The 20,130-nt window shown below is 43.4% G+C and carries 18 protein-coding genes; 7 read left to right on the plus strand and 11 right to left on the minus strand.

Features of this window, described 5'->3' with window-relative positions:
* Positions 1-51 precede the first annotated feature (51 nt).
* Positions 52-1,530, plus strand: coding sequence for a S10 family peptidase (locus KI659_RS04480; protein WP_213944125.1), 1,479 nt, complete (start codon positions 52-54; stop codon positions 1,528-1,530).
* A gap of 220 nt (positions 1,531-1,750) precedes the next feature.
* On the opposite strand, the gene KI659_RS04485 is transcribed toward KI659_RS04480, so the two are convergent.
* The 3 genes from KI659_RS04485 to KI659_RS04495 all read right to left on the minus strand — a co-directional run bounded on the left by KI659_RS04485 (position 1,751) and on the right by KI659_RS04495 (position 4,719).
* A complete protein-coding gene (locus KI659_RS04485; protein ID WP_213944126.1) occupies positions 1,751-2,809 on the minus strand; it encodes an NAD(P)-dependent alcohol dehydrogenase in 1,059 nt (352 codons plus the stop codon).
* A 295-nt stretch (positions 2,810-3,104) separates the two neighbouring features.
* Positions 3,105-3,983, minus strand: a complete 879-nt coding sequence (locus KI659_RS04490) for a glutamate--tRNA ligase family protein (protein WP_213944127.1) — start codon at positions 3,981-3,983, stop codon at positions 3,105-3,107.
* Between the two features lie 10 nt (positions 3,984-3,993).
* Positions 3,994-4,719, minus strand: coding sequence for a DUF3291 domain-containing protein (locus KI659_RS04495; RefSeq protein WP_213944128.1), 726 nt, complete (start codon positions 4,717-4,719; stop codon positions 3,994-3,996).
* A gap of 108 nt (positions 4,720-4,827) precedes the next feature.
* On the opposite strand from KI659_RS04495, the gene KI659_RS04500 reads away from it, so the two are divergent.
* The 3 genes from KI659_RS04500 (at position 4,828) to KI659_RS04510 (ending at position 8,765) form a co-directional block, all read left to right on the plus strand.
* A complete protein-coding gene (locus KI659_RS04500) occupies positions 4,828-6,648 on the plus strand; it encodes an ABC transporter ATP-binding protein (protein ID WP_213944129.1) in 1,821 nt (606 codons plus the stop codon).
* A 156-nt stretch (positions 6,649-6,804) separates the two neighbouring features.
* The gene (locus tag KI659_RS04505) at positions 6,805-7,815 is read left to right on the plus strand and encodes a glycosyltransferase family 2 protein (protein WP_213944130.1); all 1,011 of its coding nucleotides are present in this window, start codon (positions 6,805-6,807) and stop codon (positions 7,813-7,815) included.
* 44 nt (positions 7,816-7,859) lie between these two features.
* Complete coding sequence (locus KI659_RS04510; protein WP_213944131.1) at positions 7,860-8,765, plus strand: glycosyltransferase; 906 nt, start codon at positions 7,860-7,862, stop codon at positions 8,763-8,765.
* On the opposite strand, the gene KI659_RS04515 is transcribed toward KI659_RS04510, so the two are convergent.
* Entirely contained in the window at positions 8,743-9,543 is an 801-nt protein-coding gene (locus KI659_RS04515) for an FkbM family methyltransferase (RefSeq protein ID WP_213944132.1), read from the minus strand. The two genes, KI659_RS04510 and KI659_RS04515, sit on opposite strands and share 23 nt — an antisense overlap.
* Before the next feature lie 144 nt (positions 9,544-9,687).
* Here KI659_RS04515 and KI659_RS04520 point away from each other — a divergent pair, with 144 nt between their 5' ends.
* Positions 9,688-10,494, plus strand: coding sequence for a M48 family metallopeptidase (locus KI659_RS04520; RefSeq protein WP_213944133.1), 807 nt, complete (start codon positions 9,688-9,690; stop codon positions 10,492-10,494).
* 74 nt (positions 10,495-10,568) lie between these two features.
* Here KI659_RS04520 and KI659_RS04525 read toward each other — a convergent pair whose 3' ends face one another.
* Both KI659_RS04525 and KI659_RS04530 read right to left on the minus strand, forming a co-directional pair.
* A complete protein-coding gene (locus tag KI659_RS04525) occupies positions 10,569-11,372 on the minus strand; it encodes a 3'-5' exonuclease (protein WP_213944134.1) in 804 nt (267 codons plus the stop codon).
* Positions 11,372-12,739, minus strand: a complete 1,368-nt coding sequence (locus KI659_RS04530; RefSeq protein WP_213944135.1) for a UDP-N-acetylmuramate--L-alanine ligase — start codon at positions 12,737-12,739, stop codon at positions 11,372-11,374. Before KI659_RS04530 ends, KI659_RS04525 begins: the two co-directional genes overlap by 1 nt.
* A gap of 313 nt (positions 12,740-13,052) precedes the next feature.
* Between KI659_RS04530 and dnaB the strand changes: the two genes are divergently transcribed.
* Positions 13,053-14,630 (plus strand): replicative DNA helicase, encoded by a 1,578-nt coding sequence (gene dnaB, locus KI659_RS04535; protein WP_213944136.1) that lies wholly within the window; start codon positions 13,053-13,055, stop codon positions 14,628-14,630.
* A gap of 77 nt (positions 14,631-14,707) precedes the next feature.
* Here dnaB and KI659_RS04540 read toward each other — a convergent pair whose 3' ends face one another.
* Complete coding sequence (locus tag KI659_RS04540; protein WP_213944137.1) at positions 14,708-15,892, minus strand: aspartate aminotransferase family protein; 1,185 nt, start codon at positions 15,890-15,892, stop codon at positions 14,708-14,710.
* Between the two features lie 138 nt (positions 15,893-16,030).
* Positions 16,031-16,927 (minus strand): class I SAM-dependent methyltransferase, encoded by an 897-nt coding sequence (locus KI659_RS04545; RefSeq protein WP_213944138.1) that lies wholly within the window; start codon positions 16,925-16,927, stop codon positions 16,031-16,033.
* A gap of 117 nt (positions 16,928-17,044) precedes the next feature.
* On the opposite strand from KI659_RS04545, the gene KI659_RS04550 reads away from it, so the two are divergent.
* The gene (locus KI659_RS04550; RefSeq protein ID WP_213944139.1) at positions 17,045-17,728 is read left to right on the plus strand and encodes a hypothetical protein; all 684 of its coding nucleotides are present in this window, start codon (positions 17,045-17,047) and stop codon (positions 17,726-17,728) included.
* Between the two features lie 68 nt (positions 17,729-17,796).
* On the opposite strand, the gene KI659_RS04555 is transcribed toward KI659_RS04550, so the two are convergent.
* Genes KI659_RS04555 through bcp form a run of 3 tightly spaced genes read right to left on the minus strand, consistent with a single transcriptional unit; the run spans position 17,797 to position 20,121 of the window.
* The gene (locus tag KI659_RS04555; protein WP_213944140.1) at positions 17,797-18,765 is read right to left on the minus strand and encodes a transketolase family protein; all 969 of its coding nucleotides are present in this window, start codon (positions 18,763-18,765) and stop codon (positions 17,797-17,799) included.
* Positions 18,766-18,805: 40 nt separating this feature from the next.
* Complete coding sequence (locus KI659_RS04560) at positions 18,806-19,657, minus strand: transketolase (RefSeq protein ID WP_213944141.1); 852 nt, start codon at positions 19,655-19,657, stop codon at positions 18,806-18,808.
* A gap of 14 nt (positions 19,658-19,671) precedes the next feature.
* Complete coding sequence (gene bcp / locus KI659_RS04565) at positions 19,672-20,121, minus strand: thioredoxin-dependent thiol peroxidase (RefSeq protein ID WP_213944142.1); 450 nt, start codon at positions 20,119-20,121, stop codon at positions 19,672-19,674.
* Positions 20,122-20,130: the final 9 nt, after the last annotated feature.

Genomic DNA, 20,130 nt, shown 5'->3' on the forward strand with positions numbered 1-20,130 from the left:
ACCTATTCAGTGATGCTGGATAGGTTTTTTTGCAAATAAAACTTAACCCAAATGAAAAAAACTATACTGATGCTGAGTTTGCTGATCTCAGTTCAATTTGTATCCTTTTCCCAAGAAAGGCAGATCGAAGTGGAGTCGGCTAATACCACCAATCACGAGATTACCATCAATGGCAAGCGTGTCCCATATTCTGCCACTGCGGGTACCCAGCCTGTCTGGAATGAGGATGGCAAGCCAATCGCCTCTTTGTTCTACACCTATTACGAAAGAACTGATGTTAGTGATAAAGCTACCAGACCATTGGTGATTTCCTTCAACGGTGGCCCAGGCTCCGCTTCCATATGGATGCACATTGCCTATACCGGGCCAGTATTACTGAATATGGACGATGAGGGTAATCCAACGCAGCCATACGGGACCCGTTCTAACCCGCACTCCATCTTGGATGTAGCTGATATCGTGTATGTAGATCCGGTCAATACTGGCTATTCCAGAATTGTAGACAAGGAAACTGATAGAAAGAAGTTTTTCGGCGTAAATGCCGATATTGAATACCTGTCTGATTGGGTTAATACATTTGTGACTAGACAGAACAGATGGGCTTCCCCAAAATACCTTATTGGAGAAAGTTACGGTACCACAAGAGTGGCCGGAATGGTCAACAGATTGCAAAATTCCCATTGGATGTTTTTCAACGGTGTGATCTTGGTGTCGCCTACCGGATTGGGAATTGATAGAGGGGGACCTGTGTCAGCTGCCAATTATTTGCCTTATTACGCCGCAACGGCTTGGTTTCATGAAATGTTGGATTCCGATCTTCAAAACCAGGATTTGGACGACCTACTTCCTGAAGTGGAGGAGTTTACCATCAATGAGTTGATCCCAGCGATGGTGAAAGGTGGATATTTGGAGGAAGACCGCAAAAAGGAACTTGCCGAAAAGATGGCCCGCTATTCGGGAATGAGTGAAAAGGTGATCTTGGAGCATAACTTGGCTGTACCCACAAACTTTTTCTGGAAGGAGCTGATGAGGGAAGAAGGACTAACAATTGGAAGATTGGACAGCCGTTATAGGGGGATTGATCGCCAGGGCTCAGGAGAGCGTCCCGATCATGACCCAGCCCTTACTGCTTGGAACCATGCCTTTGCACCGGCCATGAACTATTATGTAAGGAACGTTTTGAAATATGAAACTGACCTAACGTATAATTTATTCGGACCTGTGCACCCTTGGGACAGAAGCGGTGATAGGACAGGGGAGAATCTCCGTTCTGCTATGGCTCAGAATCCTTTCCTTCATTTGTTGGTTCAGTCCGGTTACTATGATGGAGGTACTGATTACTTCAATGCCAAATATAATTTGTGGCAAATGGATCCAAGTGGTAAACTGAAAGACAGAATGGACTGGAAAGGGTACCGCAGTGGTCACATGATGTACCTGCGCGCAGAGGATTTGGAAACCTCCAATGAGGATATACGACAATTTATCTTGAAGTCGACGCCAGAAAAAGGAGCTCCTGCGAGGTATTGATAGAAATTGAAGACGGAGACAGGAGTAGGCTCCAAAAGAAACAAAAATGCCAAGTCTTTGACTTGGCATTTTTGTTTTTTCGAACCGCTTAATCGCAAAGATATGAAGGAGCGTGTTTAGGTCTCAAGGCTCAGCCTTGGAACAATTAAATCAATTTTACTAAACTCCTAAACCTCCCGATGTGCGCAGCACCCATCGGGAAATAAACTTCTAAACCACTCTAATCCTTCAACGAAGCCATATCAATAACAAAGCGGTATTTTACGTCGCTTTTGAGCATTCTTTCATAGGCCGTGTTGATTTCCTGCATTTTGATCATTTCTATATCCGAGACGATGTTATGCTCTCCACAGAAATCGAGCATTTCCTGCGTTTCGGCGATGCCTCCGATCACTGATCCGGCCACTGATTTTCTTCCAAGGATCATTGGAACAGAATTTAAGATGGGGTCAAGGTCTCCTAAATAGCCAACCAATACCAATGTGCCATTGATATTTAATGTGCTGACATAGGGATTAAGATCATGGGCGTAAGGGACAGTGTCTATGATTAGATCAAATTTTCCTCTTGATTTCTTCATTTGGTCGGAGTCGGTTGAAATGATGACTTCATCTGCTCCAAGCCTTTTGGCATCCTCTATTTTGCCTTCTGACCTTGAGAATAGCGCTACCGATGCCCCCAGTCCTTTGGCCAGCTTAATAGCCATATGTCCTAGACCACCCAGCCCGACTACAGCAACCTTGCTGCCTTCTTTTACATTCCAATGCCTCAAGGGGGACCAAGTCGTGATACCGGCACACAGCAAGGGGGCAACCGCCGCTGTGTCTAAATTCGTGGGGACCTTCAATACAAAATGTTCCTCAACCACAATTTTTTGCGAATACCCCCCAAAGGTCTGTTCATCTAGGTGTTTTTCATTTCCATTATAGGTGCCAGTAAAGCCATTTTTACAATACTGTTCCAGGTCCATTTTACAGCTCTCGCAGGTTCTACAGCTGTCTACCATACACCCTACGCCGACAAGGTCACCAACTTTATATTTTGAAACTTCTTCACCAACTTGAGTGACCTTGCCGATGATCTCATGCCCCGGCACGGTTGGGTATATAGTGCCTCCCCAGTCATTTCTGGCCGTGTGTAAATCCGAATGGCAAACCCCGCAATACAGGATTTCAATTTCGACATCCGTTGACGTCACCGATCTGCGTTTAATGTCCATTTGGTCCAAATCCGCCTCTTTTGAAGCTGCACCGAAGGCTTTTACTGTTGTGGTTTCCATGTTTTTGCTTGATTTAATTATATCTGAAGTCTGGGTTTACTTAGATAAGAAAATTGAAGGGAAATAGTTTGGATACAGCACCATAATACAATCCTGTCAGCAGTATAATTAAGGGATGTTAGGAGGATGTCAGTAGGATATCAGCAGGATGTTGGCAGGATGTAGGCAGGATGTAGGCCATCTTCCTTACCCATTCCCGCCTGTTTTGCTATGGATTAAGAATTCGTTGTACTTTTCTAAGGGAGAATTATTCCGGCTCAACTCTTCAATCCATCTAAAGCTGTCAGGAATAAGTTCAACCCATTCTAAATCCCTCAACGAATTCCTCAAATTTATTTACAGGTTCCATTTTTAGAAAATCGCTAACCATTTTGTATATGTCAGAGGGTGGGATTCCGATGCTGCGCATGTAGTGGATGGAAGTGCTTCCTGCTGACTTGGAAAGCTTGATGGATGATTCGTCTTTGATTAAAGGGTGATGATAAAAGCAGATGTTGGCAAAATTAGCTTCATCTAGTATCTCACTTAAAATGAGTTGGGCGGCGGTGGAGCCCAATAAGTCTTCCCCGCGTACAATCATATCAATTCCATAATGGAGATCGTCCACCAAGGAGGCTATTTGGTAGGCCGGCAGTAGGTGTTTTCTTCTGACGATGAAGTGCTGCAGCTTTTTGGGTAATTGGATTTCTTTTTTGTGTCCTTCAAGTGTTTGATAGCTGGTGACGGTTTTTCCTTTTACCCTACATCGCCAGCAGCAATCTTTTTTCTCAAAAAGAAGGTTTTTAGGAATACATTTGCCTTTGTAGATGCCCTTTTTGCTTCGGGATAAAATCTGTTTGCGGCTGCAAGAACATGAAAAAATTGCTTTTTGTGCTTTCAAACCCTCTAAGGCATTTTGGTATAAAGGAAGCCGATGGACCTGAGACCAATTGTTTTCAAAATCCTTCATATCTTTTGGTCCTTCATCAAAGGGGATTTTGAGGTATTCAAGTGTTTCAAAAATATCTTGGACATATGCTGCCCTTTTACGGGCTTGATCCAAATCATCAATTCGCAGCAGGATGGTCGCTCCCTGTTGGCGGGCCAAGGCGGCGGTGATCAGGAAGTTGAGCACATTTCCTAAATGCAGGTAACCACTTGGGGTAGGAGCAAGTCTGGTTTTGGTAAATTTCATGAAATCTGGCTCACAGGTCATTGATGTCAACAGGAATAAACCTTGCAAAAAGATCTTCCCTAAACCACCCTTCTTTATTGGCCATCTTAAGGACCTGCTTATGATCCGACTGGTAAGCGAAGTTTTTCATGCTTTCCAGGTCTTTCCATTGGGAAAATGTGGCCTGTTCCACCAAGGGGAATTGTCCAATCCCTTTAGCAAAAATAAGTCCCGGGGAGTCATAAAGCGCCTTTGTAGTCACGGGCACATTCCTCCAAAAAGCCAATAACTTGGTTTTGTCAATACTTGCTCTGGTCAAGGCAAAAACAGGCCCATCGGTATAGGCTGCCATTTCATAATTTTGGAAAGGGTTGCCATCTTCCCAGCAGCCATATGACTGAAGGCAGGACATCCAGTGAGTTTGGTGGCTATGGCTTTTGGAGGCAAAGGTTGAAAACAGATCGGTGCTCTCCCAGGCCTTGGCTTTCTCAGCTGAATCCCAAATGCACATAATGACGTAAGTTCCAAAATCGGGCTTGATGGAAAAACCTGAGCCTCCTCCGCTTCCCAGTAATTTTGCAAAACTGGCTCCCGGAACCTCCAAGTCTGAATGCTGCATCTGCCTCAGGGCCCACCATTTTTGAGCAAAAGGGAAATTAAAGAAACTGAAGGATACTAGGGATTTACTCATGGTCTTAAGCCTATTATGATCAGGGTTTTTGGCAATTCTACTAGTGGGAACTGGCTGTTGAGGCATTAGTTTTTGATTTTCAAAAGGATTTCTAGCCTGAATCGTTATAGATTTAGTAATTTTGCGGACTTAAATTACCAGATACGTCACAGGTGCATCCTGTAAAGATATATAATGAAAACATACTTTCGGTTACTTTCCTTTGCCAAGCCAATAGAAAAATTCGCCATCCCCTATTTGATTTTCACCTTGCTTGGGGTAATCTTCAATACACTTAACCTAGCCCTGCTGGCTCCGTTGCTCAACACCCTCTTTTCCAGTAAGGACGCAGGACCAACCCGCGAGCCAGAAAGCTGGACCGATCCGGTGGGTTATCTTAATTACTACGCCCATTTGGCCAATGAGCAGTTTGGCCCATACGGCGCTCTAAAAGTTGTTTGTGCTGTTATTGTCATTTCTGTGCTATTCAGTAATATTTTCAGGTACCTATCCCAGCGGGTGATGGAAAACCTGAGGATTCATACGCTCCTTAACCTTCGGAGAAGGGTTTTTGACAACATCATGGATATGCATGTGGGTTATTTCAGCAACCAGCGCAAAGGGGATATCATTTCCAAGATTGCCTCCGATGTGCAGGTCGTGCAGTTCAGTGTGACCGGTACCCTTCAAGTAATCTTTAAGGAACCCTTGCAATTGCTTGCTTATATATTCATGCTATTTGCCATTTCATTTAAGCTGACTATTTTTTCTCTGTTAATTATTCCCATTTCTGGTTTTGTGATAGCCAGAATCGTAAAGCGGTTGAAAAAGCAGGCCTCCGAGGCACAGCACATGTATGGGGTGATGATCAGTTACCTGGATGAGGCACTATCCGGTATAAAAATTATCAAAGCCTTCAATGCGACGGAAAGCATCAAAGACAAGTTTAACTGGGAAAACGAAAAGTATTCGAACCTGAGCCGTAAGATGGTCAAAAGGCAACAGTTGGCCTCTCCGGTGTCAGAATTTATGGGAGTGACCATGGTGGCAATCATAGTTCTTTATGGAGGATCCCTGATTATCGATAACCGATCGGAACTTAGCCCATCGGAATTTATCGCCTACATCGCCATATTTTCGCAGGTAATGCGACCTGCCAAAGCAATTACGGATTCCTTCAGCACGGTTCACTCGGGCATTGCGGCAGGGGAGCGGGTGCTGGCCCTTATAGACGAGAAGCCAGAAATAAAAGATGCAAAAAATGCGAAAGTTCTTAAGGAGTTCCAAGATGAGTTGAGCCTTGAAAATGTGGACTTTGCGTATCCGGGCAGAAATGTTCTCAATAATATTAACCTGAAAATCCCAAAAGGCAAGACAGTTGCTCTAGTTGGTCCGTCAGGGGGAGGTAAATCAACTTTGATGGATTTGATTCCAAGGTTTATTGAACCACAGGGGGGGAAGATTTTGATTGATGGCCATGATATCACGCAACTGACGATGGACTCCCTCAGGAGCCAGATCGGGGTGGTCAATCAGGAATCGATTCTTTTCAACGACTCCATCCGAAACAACATCGCATTTGGAAAGCCAGATGCAAGCCAGGAGGAAATCGAAGCAGCAGCTAGGATTGCCAATGCCCATGATTTCATTCTGGAAACAGAAAAGGGCTACGATACCAATATTGGTGATCGGGGGATGAAGCTGTCCGGTGGACAAAAGCAGCGGATTTCCATAGCCCGGGCGGTATTAAAAAATCCACCCATCATGTTGCTGGATGAAGCGACCTCAGCTCTGGATACCGAATCCGAAAAACTGGTACAAGATGCCCTGAACAAACTGATGCGCAACCGTACCTCTTTGGTCATTGCCCATAGGCTCAGTACCATTCAGAATGCGGATTTGATTGTAGTGTTGGAAGATGGCAGGATAACAGAGCAAGGGTCTCATCAAGAGCTTATTACGCACGATGGTGTCTATAAGAAATTGGTGGAAATGCAGGAGTTTTCTACTACCTAGGGTTGACATTCATTGAGTTGATTTAATAATACGCCAAATTTCTATTTTCTTGTATAAATATTTGTTTTTTATTATTTATTAAGAGAATGGTATAATAATTGGTTTAAAACTGTATTGTTTAATTACTAACTCAAATCAGGTTATACCCTAATAGCCATGAACCAGACAAACCAACTTAACCCACTTGTTTCAATTGCTGTTTGTACCTACAACGGTGAGAAGTATCTAAAGCGTCAATTGGATACTTTGGTTAATCAGACATATCCCAACTTGGAGATCATCGTTCTAGATGATGGAAGTTCGGATCGTACCTGGGAGATTTTAAAAGAGTATGAAGCTCAATTTTCATTTTTTACAGCCATAAAAAACGAGGAAAACTTGGGGTATGTCAAAAACTTTGAAAAGGCGTTGGGACTTTGTAATGGAGAATTCATTGCCCTTTCGGATCAGGATGATATATGGGAGTTGGGTAAAATCGAAAAGCAAGTGGCCAGTATAGGCGATCATTTGTTGATATACCATGATTCCCATTTTATTGATGAGAATGACAATGATTTGGAAAAATGTATGACTGATATAATCAACCTTTACCATGGATCAGACCCAGAACCATTTTTATTGTTCAATTGTGTCTCTGGTCACACTATGTTGATCAAACGCGAGCTATTGGATTATGCCCTTCCTTTCCAAAAAGGTTATTTTCATGATCATTGGTTGGCCTATGTGGCTTCTAATGTAGGTTCAATTGGATATGTGGATGAAAGGTTAGTAAGCTATAGGCAGCATACAGAAAGCAATACAGACATTCTCAACCTTCGTAAAAGGAATAGAAACAAAAGATACCACTCAAATAGGGATGTCAACAAATTGCAAAAAGAGTTGAGTTGGCTAAAAATGTGTGCATCTTACCCAAATAATAAAGATAGTAGGTTAGTGAAAAAGTTGACTAGGATGTTTGAAAACAGGATGTCTTCTTTCATTTCAATTGATTATGCCATCTACTTGTTTAAAAATAGGGACCGCTTCCTGTGTATTCCTAAGAAAAGTGCTGCTAGTAAAAATACATTTATTTATAAGCAGATTTGGGGTTTGAAAACCAAATTGTTTTGGGACAAATTGTCTCAAAAGCAAATCCTTCCTGAACTAAGGTCATTTTTGCATCTGTAGACTTATATATACAGGCCTAAAGACATTATTTTTAAATCTTAACAATGATTAGCATCATCATTTGCTCGGTCAATCAATCGTATTTAGACCAAGTTTCCCAAAATATTTCTCAAACCGTGGGAATAGAGTTTGAATTAATTGCTATTGATAATACTCAAAATCCAAGAGGGATTACTTCAGTTTACAATGAAGGGGCTAATAGAGCGAAGTATCCTCACCTTTGTTTTGTGCACGAGGATGTAATCTTTGAAACCATGGATTGGGGGAAAAAGGTTTGTGAGATCCTGAGTGACGAATCCATTGGCTTAGTGGGTGTGGCTGGGAGTATTTACAAATCTTTAGCACCGTCAGGCTGGTATCTTTATGAACTGAATTATCCTGCTAAAGCATTTCAAAAAATTCGGCAAGCTTACAAATTTGAGGATCGTCCACCTATGTTAGTAGAAGCGAATCATAACGATAAAAAGCTAAATGAAGTCGTTTGCATCGATGGGGTATGGTTTTGTACTACCAAAAAAGTGATGGAGGAGATGTCGTTTGACGAATCCATTCAAGGGTTTCATGGGTATGATGTGGACTTCTCTTTATCCGTTGCTCAGAAATATAAGGTGATGGTTACCTATGATGTCCTTCTCACGCATTTTTCAGAAGGTAGGTTTGATCGACAGTGGCTGGATTCGACATTGAAAGTGCAGAAAAAATGGAATCATTGCCTTCCGAACTATTTGCCAGATGTGCCTGAACATTTAATTTACAAAACTGAAAAAGCTGCCTTCAAAAGGTCTATAAAAGAAATGCTAAAATATGGATATGGTTTTAGGGAAATTAAAGCAATGCTTTTAAATGCCCGTAAATCTCCATTTATGAGTGATTCCCTATTTTACAAGCTTTATTTTTATCTAATTAAAACGACCTTATTTTCACGCTTTACTTATAACAAAACACAGTAATCGCCATGTCAAAAGTCTCACAGATTAAATTTTTATCCACAAACGGTCTCCTTCTAACACTTGATTCCTTGAGGTGATACTTGAAGCCTTCTTCAGTAATCAGTTTTAATAATTCATGCAAAGACTGAGGCTTATGGATATCGTTGTGATATTCGAAAAAGATGTGCTGCACTTTTGATAGGGAGCCCTTGCAGGCTTTTAGGACTTCCACTTCGGCGCCCTCTATGTCGAGCTTTAAAAAGTCTACTTGCTCGTTTAGTAAGGTTTTCAAATCCACCGTTTTTACCTTTTCTACAGGCTTTTTCTTGGATTTATAAAGGTTGTTGACCCGGCCGCCCATGCCGCCATCGGTGCTGAAGGTTAATTCTGTTTCCTCCGTCCACACCGCCTTTTGGTGTAGGGTAACGTTGTTGAGCTTGAATTTTTCAACATTCTCCTCCAAGACTTCAAAGATTGCCTTTTCCGGCTCAAAAGCTATAATCTGGTGCTTGGGGTAGTTTTTGGAGAAATACATCACGCTCAACCCCATATTTGCCCCACAATCCAAAATCACGCCTCCAGATTTTATCTTGGGGTTGAATTTATAGATCTCATCCTGGTAAATCTCCATGTAGGTGTTTACAAAACTCGCCGCATGGTGATAGCGAAATGGGGTAGTGAAAATGGTGCTGTATCCTTTGTGGCTGCTGGAAAGTCCGCGTAAGCGGTTGAGTTCTATATTGATTTTATCCGGTATGGATCTGACTTTCTTCTTAAAAAGGCGGGTAATAAAGCGCATGCGTGGGCTAATGGTTTTTATGAGTTCTAAATATAAAACAAATAAATGGGCACAGCTAAGCAAATAGTGATAAAATTGATAGGTTAAAGCCAGTTTTTTGTGGCACTTTTTTTGGTTATTTTCGCCTAAGCAAACTTTGAAAACATGATTAAGAAAATCATCTTTATTTTAGCTGCAGCCTTTATTATTGAAGGTTGTGCTAAAGTGCCTCTCAGTGGAAGACGGCAGCTGAGTATTATCGGCAATTCAGAAATTCTGCCCATGTCATACGAGCAGTATGACCAGGTAAAGGCAGAAAGTAATTTGGTTACCAACACTGCTGAGGGCCAAATGGTCGTAAACGCAGGTAACCGTATCGCCAAAGCGGTAGAAACCTATCTTCAGGAAAGAGGATACGATGATGTCACAGAAGGTTTTGCCTGGGAGTTTCATCTCATCGAAAGTGATCAGATCAACGCTTGGGCTATGCCAGGTGGCAAAGTGGCATTTTATACTGGAATTATGCCTATAGCGCAAAATGAAACCGGTGTGGCGGTAATCATGGGACATGAAGTAGCCCACGCCATTGCCAACCATGCAAGAGAGAGGATGTCGCAAGGTTTGGTAGCCAATGGTTTGGTAGGAGGATTACAGGTAGCTATGGGACAAAACCCGAGCATGACCCAGCAGATTTTCTTGCAAGCTGTAGGTTATGGCGGGCAAGTAGGAATGCTGAAGTTTTCCCGTGACCAAGAATTGGAAGCAGATGAGTTGGGCCTGACTTTCATGGCGATTGCCGGTTACGACCCAAGAGAGGCTCCGGTTTTCTGGCAAAGAATGGAAGCAGCAGCAGGAGGAGGACAAAGACCGCCTGAGTTTCTATCCACTCACCCTGGACCAAACAGACGTATCGAGCAGCTTAATAAAATGATGCCCGACGCCTTGGAATATTATAACAAAAACAGAAGATAATATGGAAGTACGAGGAGTGAGGTGCGAAGGACGAAGTAAACAAACGTCGCGACTTCGTACCTCGTACCTCGTACTTATTTATTAAAGCTTCTTAGCTTCACTTGCGTAAATTTCCTCTTGGTGTCCAATGGGAAATCTCCCTTCATCATCCAATCGTAATAACCCGGCTCTTCCTTTAGCACCTGCTCAATGGGCTTACCCTTGTGCTTGCCAAAGTTAAAACATTCCACGCCATCATCATTAAAGATAAATCGGCCGGCCAGATCAACCATTTTTTCGTTGAAAAGCGCATGGAGCTTTTTGATGTCGTTTTCAATGACACCTAATTTGTTCCCCAAAAGATCCTCTACTTCTTGGCCATTGTACCTGTCAATCTGGGCCTTGAAGATTTCATAGGTGGCAATCGTGTCAGCTTCGGCACTATGGGCATTTTCTAGCAATTTACCGCAGTAGAATTGGTAAGCTGCTGTGAGGTTTCTTTTTTCCATCATATGGAAGATTTTCTGGGCATCCAAGATGCTTCTTTTCTCAATGTCGAAATCCAAACCGGCTCTCAAAAACTCCTCTACCAGAAGAGGAATATCATATTTTAACACATTGAAGCCAGCCAAATCAGCACCTTCCAAAAACTTGTAAAGCTCTTTGGATATGTCCTTAAAAGTCGGCGCGTCCTTTACATCCTCATCATAGATACCGTGGATCAAAGACACTTCCTTTGGAATGGGAATGGTTGGATTTACCTTTTTGGTCAAGATTTCTTCTGTGCCATCAGGCTGAACTTTCACTACGCTGAATTCCACAATGCGGTCGGTAGATATATTTGTGCCAGTGGCCTCCAGGTCAAAAAATGCAATAGGTGTTCTTAGATTCAGATTCATTATTCAGCTAGGTTAAATTTGTTTTTCAATAAAGTCAGCTCCATGTCGTCATAATTTCCGGAGCTCATTAGCAGCAAGTTGGTGTTGTCATACCTTTTACTTTCCAGGTAGCTTTTTAGTTCTTCCATTTCAGTGAAAAGTTTGAGGTCTTCTCTTTTAAAACCCTCCCGAAGCGTATCCTCACTCATCAATTCAAGTTTTTTCAGAGCGACTGCCTTGGGGTTCAGATAAATCAAAGCCTCATCGGCTGCATCAAAGGTATGGGCATAATTGGACAAAAAGTCCCTGTTCAGGGAACTGTAAGTGTGAAGTTCCTGTACGGCGATGAGCTTTCTATTGGGGAACTGGGATTTCACCGCCTCCACCGTGGCCTTCAGTTTGGAAGGGGCGTGTGCAAAGTCCCGGAAGAATATCCTGTCATCCGCTTTGGCCAAGATCTCCTGCCTTTTGGCCGCTCCCTTAAAATGCTGGATGGCATCGTAAAAGGCTGGCGCACTCACGCCAATTGCCTGGCAAACCTCCAAAGCTCCTTGAAGATTTTGAAGATTATGCTCTCCAAATACCGCAATTGGGATATTGGCTTCAGGAGTTTTTAGGTATGTGATTCCTTCTGCGATGTCATAAGGATGTGCCTCGTAAGGAGTTTTCTTGTACTTGCCGAAACTGGCTTCTCCAAGTTTTTTGACCTCAGGGTCTCTTTCACAGTAGATAAACTGACCTTCATCAGGAGTCATTTCGACTAAAGTCTTGAATTGCTGAAGATAATTTTCAAAAGTCGGAAACACATTATAGTGGTCCCATGCAATCCCGCTCATCAGGAGGATATCATGATGGTAGTGGAAAAACTTGGGACGCCTGTCCATAGGGGAGGTGAGGTACTCGTCGCCTTCAATAATGATGATTGGTGCATCGGACAACTTGACCATTAAATCAAACCCTTCAATTTGGGCTCCTACCAGATAATCGAAATTCATCCCGTGATACTTGAGCACATGCAGGATCATCGATGTGATGGTGGTTTTACCATGGCTACCAGAGATGACGATTCTTTTCTTTTCCCGACTTTGTTCATAGATAAACTCAGGGAAGGAGAAAATTGGAATTCCAAGTTCCAGCGCTTTCTGCAATTCGGGATTATCTTGCCTGGCGTGCATGCCCAAAATGATGCCATCCAGTCCGGGATGTATTTTGGTGGGAAACCAGCCTTTCTCAGCAGGTAAAATGCCTGCGTTTTCAAGGCGGGTGCGGGATGGTTCGTATATCTCATCATCCGAACCGCTCACCTCGTACCCCTTGGCAACCATCGAAAGGGCTAAATTATGCATCACACTGCCTCCGACGGCAATAAAGTGGTATTTTTTGGACATAGGGTCAAAGTTTGATCGATCAAAAATAAGAAATTCATGGGTAACCTTATTGACTTTGAAAGCTTTGTTTGCAATTAACTCCGGCCAAATCTGATTGGCTGATTGTAAGCGTTTAAAAATTAGTCGTTTTGATTCTTTGAAAAATTACATGAGGTTAATAATTTCCCTTTCTCGCTTTAAGCAATTTTTCACAAGGGTCAGTTTCTTACTAGGTTAGCAGTGAGTGTTTTAAGGGGTTTTTAAGTTCTGGTGTTGATAACTGCGTGAATAAATTGTTTATTAACTCTGGATTAAACGGCTTACATTTGTTTCTATGGCAGAGAACAAACCCGCAGGTAAAGATTGGAGTCCTTCAAGGAGAGGCAATTCCTTAAAACAGAGTATTGGAGTAGGTAAATTACCCCCACAGGCGCCCGAATTGGAAGAGGCGGTGTTGGGTGCGCTGATGCTGGAAAAGGATGCCCTCACGGCAGTGGTGGATATCCTGAGCCCCGACAGCTTTTACAAAGATTCACACAAGGTCATCTACCAGGCCATACTGGATCTTTTCAACGGCAGTGAGCCGATTGACCTGCTGACTGTAACCAATCAGCTTAAAAAGAACGGCAAACTCGAAATAGCCGGCGGTGCTTACCATATCACCGAACTGACTTCAAAGGTTTCCTCTGCCGCAAACATTGAATACCACGCCAGAATCATCACCGAACAGGCCATGAAGCGGGACATGATCCGGATAGCCTCGGATATCCAAAAGGAGGCCTACGAGGAGACAACGGATGTTTTTGAGCTTTTGGATAAAATGGAATCCTCCCTTTTTGAAATTTCCGAAAGAAATATTCGGAAAAACTATTCCGACCTTAGATCCATCATGAGAGCAGCCATCACGGAACTGGAAGGTAAAAAAGGCCAGAAAGATGGACTTACCGGGGTGCCAAGTGGTTTTACTGCTCTGGACCGTGTGACCTCTGGTTGGCAAAAATCCGACCTTGTGATTATAGCCGCCCGTCCTGCCATGGGTAAAACGGCTTTCGTATTGTCAACCTTGAGAAATGCGGCTGTGGATCATAATAGACCTGTAGCCATCTTTTCTCTGGAGATGTCCTCCGTGCAGCTAGTGAACAGACTCATTTCCTCTGAAGCCGAATTGGATTCGGAGAAAATCAAGAAAGGAAATCTAGCTGACTACGAATGGGAACAGCTCATTCATAAAACCAGTAAACTTTCGTCTTCCCCACTTTTTGTGGATGACACTCCTGCACTGTCCATTCTTGAGCTTCGTGCCAAATGTAGAAGGTTGAAGGCGCAGAGTGATATTCAAATGATCGTAGTCGATTACCTTCAGCTGATGTCTGGAGATACCAGCAAGGGTTCAGGAAACAGGGAGCAGGAAATTGCCAGTATTTCCCGGGCTTTGAAGATGATTGCCAAGGAACTGGAGGTTCCGGTGATTGCACTATCCCAGTTGTCACGTTCGGTGGAGACCAGGGGTGGGGACAAGAGGCCACAGCTTTCGGATTTGAGGGAATCTGGAGCCATCGAGCAGGATGCCGATATGGTAATGTTCCTATATCGACCTGAGTATTATGGTATCACGGAAGATGAGGAAGGCAACAGTACAGCAGGTGTGGGTGAAGTAATCATTGCCAAGCACAGAAACGGTTCCTTGGAGAATGTAAAACTGAGATTTATCGGTAAATACACCAAATTCTGTGACCTCGAGATGAATACTCCTTACCAACCACAGGATGCCATGTATGGTCACAAATTCCCAAGTAGCGCCGGTGGGCAGGGATTTGATGACGGTGGCATGATAAGACTTCAGAGCAAAGCCAACAGCAACGATGATCCATTCCCAGGGGGATTCGGAAGCAAAGATGACGCTCCTTTTTAGGTTTAAAAGTTTAATTCTGACATAAGACAAAGCGAAGCATTTGTCTTATGTCTAGAAGTTTAAGGGTTTAGAGCAAATTAGGCTTTATATTCGATTGCTTTCAATATTATTTCGCAGGCTTCTTTGATTTCCTCTTTTGTAATTACTAGAGGAGGGGCGAGGCGCATGGAGTCGTCGCAGAATAAAAACCAGTCGGTTACCACACCCATTTCGATTGCTCTATCAATGATGGGCTTGAGTTCTTCAAATGATTCAAAAGCCACGCACATCAATAAACCTTTGTTTCTGACCTCTTTGATTTTTGGATGGACAAGGAGTTCTTTGAAGAGGTTGGCTTTCATTTCTACCAGTTCGACAATGTTTTCCTCTTGGAGGATTTTTATGGTAGCCAATGAAGCTGCGGCGCTTACGGGATGTCCTCCAAAAGTCGTAATGTGACCCAATAAAGGATCATTTTTAAAATGGCCCATGATCTCTTTGCTGGAGATGAAAGCCCCAATGGGCATTCCTCCGCCCATTCCTTTGGCACAAACCAAGATGTCAGGTTGGATTCCATAATGCTCAAAAGCCCAGAATTTGCCAGTCCTACCAAAACCTGCTTGGATTTCATCTAAAATAAGTAAGGTCCCGGTTTCATCACATTTTTTGCGCAGCGCTTTGAAGTAAGATTCACTAGCCACTCTTATCCCCGCTTCGCCTTGCACGGTTTCCATGATCACAGCTGCGGTGTCTGTGGTTATATCCTCTAAATCCTCTTCCTTTCCAAAATGGATATGCGAAATACCTGGCAATAGCGGGCGGTAAGCTCTTTTAAATATCTCATTTCCTCCTACCGAAAGAGAACCGTGGGAGGAACCGTGGTAGGCATTCACACAACTGATTATTCCACGCCTATTGGAATAGCGCTTGGCAAGCTTCAGCGCGCCTTCTACAGCCTCGCTGCCACTGTTGACCAAGTAGACATTATCAAGTCCATCAGGAAGTGTTTGCACTAAAGCCTCGGCAAGTTGGGTTTGGGGTGTCTGAATGTATTCCCCGTACACCATCAGATGCAGGTATTTATCCATCTGATCTTTCATGGCCTGAAGGACCTTGGGGTGTCGATGGCCCACATTGCTTACACCTATGCCGGAGATTAGATCCAAATATCGCTCCCCATTAGGACCATACATATAGAGTCCTTCCGCTTTTTCTATCTCTATCATCAGCGGAAAGTCCGTAGTCTGGGCTAAGTGAGAAAGGAATAATTGTCTGTTGTGCATGATAAATGTCAATAATGATTAATAAACCACAGAGAAAAAGAGGTTAATAATAAGTATGATCTTTCCCTTCTTGGCGGTTTCTCTGCGCCCTCCCGATTCGCTTCACTTCTCGGGACAAGTTTTGCGTGAAACTTCCTTCTACAATTTCCTAAACCTGAAGAAAATTCCCAAGGGGAGCTTTTTCTGAAAGTTATCCTCCAAATACAGTTCCCCGTGTTCGGCATTTTCCACCTCTCCAAAGTTGGACTTCACGAGGTTGGCGGCAATCATGCTGGAGAAACTCAGGGAGTACAAGTTGAGGATCAAGAAGTGGTGATCAGGTTCCAGGATCTCGGAGCATAGCTTCAGCAACTCGTTTATCTCTTCTTCCAAAACCCACTTCTCACCGTTTGGACCTCGTCCGTAGGCAGGTGGGTCAAGGATAATACCGTGGTATTTGTTTCCCCTGCGGATTTCCCTTTTTACAAATTTCATGGCATCATCTACCACCCAGCGGATGCCTTCCTGACCGGAGGATTCCATGTTGTGGCGAGACCAAGTGACTACCTGTTTTACGGCGTCTAGGTGGGTGACATCCGCACCGGCTGCTTTGGCTGCTACGGACGCTGCACCGGTATAGGCGAATAGGTTGAGAACTTTTGGCTTTTCCACGGGCATCCTGGCGATGCTTTCTTCAATATAGTCCCAATTCACAGCCTGCTCAGGAAATATACCGATATGCTTGAAAGAGGTCATGGCAAGGTTCAATGTCAATTTTAAACCTGCAGGGTTGTTATAATCAATCTGCCACTTGTGAGGGATCTTTTGAAATTCCTTCCATTGGCCCTTTTCAGGGTTGTTTTTTTCTTTTGCAAAATGAGCATGGGCTTTCTCTCTCCACTCTTTCTCATCCATGCTTCTGTCCCAGATAGCCTGCGGTTCGGGACGGCTTATGATGTATGGGCCAAAGCGTTCTAGCTTTTCGAAGGCTCCACTGTCAATCAATTCATAGTCCTTCCAATGCTGCGGACTCAGGGATAAGATGCTTTCTTTCATGGTGCAAAAATAAGGATATTATTAGAAACAACGTGCCTGGGTAAGGCTGTCAAAAATGTTTGGATTGCTATTCTTCTCCGAAAAGGTTAAATTTATAGATATTAACTTTCTACGATTATGAAAAGAGCGGTTCTCCTAATTTTTTGCCTAATAACCTGTTTTTTGGCCCATGGACAGGAAAGGTCTGATGTGAATGAAAACGAATATCTTTTTGTAACCGAATATGGAAAGACGGCCAAATCAAAAGGGGTAAAGGGGACTCCGTTTGTTTTTGAGGAAATGAAAAAAGGGGACATCCTGATGAGTGACGGCAAGTTTTATCAAAATGTTAACCTAAATATCTACCCCAAAAAAGCCCAGGTATTCATCGGAGAAGAACTGCCGGAAGGCGAAGGGAAAAGCAACAAAACCATTGTCATTGATAACAGAAAACTCGACAGGGTAGTCGTGGAAGAAGGTAACCGGGTTTTTAGGTATTTCAAAATCAAAGACATCTACATGATAGGAGAGGTGCTTTTTGAAGATGGGGATGAAAAATTTGTGGCCTATCATGAAAAAAGGTTTATGCCTGCCCAAGTTGAGGCTTATTCCATAAATGCTTATGATGTTTTTCAGGATGTGATCAAATATTACCTTGTAAAGGAAGATAGGGAAGAAGAGGTCAAAAAAGGAACTGCGGGGCTAAAGAGCATTTCCTCTGACAACTGGAAAGCTCTCAGAAGCTATATGAAAGACAATAAACTGGATTTCGGCAATCCAGCCGATATGCGCCTGGTGTATTTGAAGGCTAAGGAATTATAAATTCTTTTTCTTGATTTTAGATAAAAAAAAACTCCCGAGACATTGTCGTATCGGGAGTTTTTTATGGCTTATTTTCTAGCTAAAGCCTTCTTCGCTTTTTCTACGATGTTTTCGGCTTTAAGACCATATTTTTTCATCAGATCCATCGGTGTTCCTGACTCGCCAAAGCTGTCGTCCACACCTACAAATTCCATCGGAACAGGATTGTTTCTTACCAATGTCTGAGCAATGCTGTCGCCAAGACCACCGTTAAGCTGGTGCTCTTCCGCGGATACGCAGCAGCCTGTTTTGGCAACTGATTCCAGGATAGCCTCCTCATCAAGAGGTTTGATGGTGTGGATGTTGATGACTTCAGCAGAGATGCCCTCTTCAGCTAGCATGGCTTCTGCAACCACTGCTTCCCATACCAGGTGTCCAGTAGCAAAGATGGTAACATCCTTGCCATCGATCATTTTCCAGGCTTTACCGATCTCAAATTTTTGATTGCTATCCGTAAAGATTGGCCAGCTTGGGCGTCCAAACCTCAAGTAAACCGGTCCATCGTGCTCAGCAATAGCCATTGTCGCAGCTTTGGTCTGGTTGTAATCACAAGGGTTAATCACCGTCATGTGAGGAAGCATTTTCATCATTCCGATGTCTTCCAAAATCTGGTGAGTAGCACCATCTTCGCCAAGAGTAACTCCAGCGTGAGAGGCACAGATCTTTACGTTTTTACCAGAGTAGGCAATAGACTGGCGGATCTGATCGTAAACCCGGCCTGTGGAGAAGTTGGCGAAGGTACCTGTAAAAGGAATCTTTCCGCCGATAGTCATACCAGCGGCAAGGCCCATCATGTTGGCTTCTGCGATACCTACCTGGAAGAATCTGTCAGGGAATTCTTTCTGGAAAGCTCCCATTTTTAGGGAACCGATTAGGTCAGCGCAAAGTCCAACCACCTCAGGGTTTTTTCTGCCAGCCTCCAATAGACCGTCGCCAAAACCTGAACGGGTATCTTTCTTTTCTGTATAGGTGAATTTTGTATTCAAAGTCTTTTCCATTGTGCTAAATTTTTTCTTTTCCAAGAAAAAGGGTTTTCAATTAATAATCTCCTAAGGTTTCTTCAAGTTGGCCCAAAGCGTTTTCCAACTGCTCGTCATTTGGAGCCACGCCGTGCCATTTGTGAGTGCCAACCATAAAGTCTACGCCATAACCCATTTCGGTATGTAGGAGATTCATTACTGGTTTACCGTTTCCTAGAAGGGATTTGGCTTTTTCAATCACAGAAACCACTTCTTCGATATCGTTGCCGTTTTTAGTTTCCACAACCTCCCAACCGAAAGCCTCATACTTCTTTCTAAGGTCCTGAAGGTCCATTACATCAACTGTAAGACCGTCAATCTGCTGTCTGTTCAAATCAATCGTTGCAATCAGGTTGTCCACTTTGTGGTGGGCGGCATACATGGCCGCTTCCCAAACCTGACCTTCCTGCTGCTCTCCATCACCCATCAACACAAAAACTGTTTTGTCATCACCGTTGATTTTCTTCGCCTGAGCTGCTCCGATACCTGCTGAAAGACCTTGGCCCAATGAACCTGAAGCGATTCTGATGCCCGGTAGGTTCTCCTCAGTAGTAGGGTGGCCCTGAAGCCTGCTGTCGATCTTTCTGAATGTAGCCAGTTCCTCAACGCTGAAGTACCCGCTTCTGGCCAGGACACTGTACCATACTGGAGAGATGTGGCCATTGGAAAGGAAGAACAGGTCTTCATTTTTGCCGTTCATATCAAAGTTGGTGTTGTGCTCCATTTGGTTGAAATAAAGGGCCACAAAGAATTCAGTACAGCCAAGAGAACCTCCTGGGTGACCTGAATTGACCGCATGTACCATGCGCAGGATGTCTCTTCTTACTTGAGAACAAGTTTTATTGAGTTGATCGATTGAGAGTTTTTCCATTTTGGTGGAATAGTTTATTTGAGTATTTGATTTGTATGCTCTTTGGTTTTCACCTTTTCGATGATGTCGGCGATATTTCCCTCCTCATCGATGACGAAGGTTTTGCGGGCAGTGCCCATGTATTTTCTACCGTACATGTTTTTTTCCACCCAAGTTCCATATTTTTCATGTACCGTCTTTTCAGTATCGGCAAGAAGGGTAAATGGAAGCCCTTGTTTTTCAATGAATTTCTGGTGGGCCTTTTCTGTGTCGGTGCTGATTCCTAGCACCTCGTAGCCCTCCTTTTGGAGTTGGGCGTAATTGTCGCGAAGGTTGCAAGCCTGGGCTGTACAGCCAGGAGTGTTGTCTTTTGGATAAAAATAAAGAATTACCTTTTTGCCTCTGTAGTCAGAAAGTTTGACTGTTTCCCCGTCCTGATTTTTCACTTCAAAATCAGGTGCTTGCATTCCTTTTTCTAGTGACATATGCTTTTT

Source organism: Litoribacter ruber (assembly GCF_018449405.1).
Taxonomy (GTDB): Bacteria; Bacteroidota; Bacteroidia; order Cytophagales; family Cyclobacteriaceae; genus Litoribacter; species Litoribacter ruber.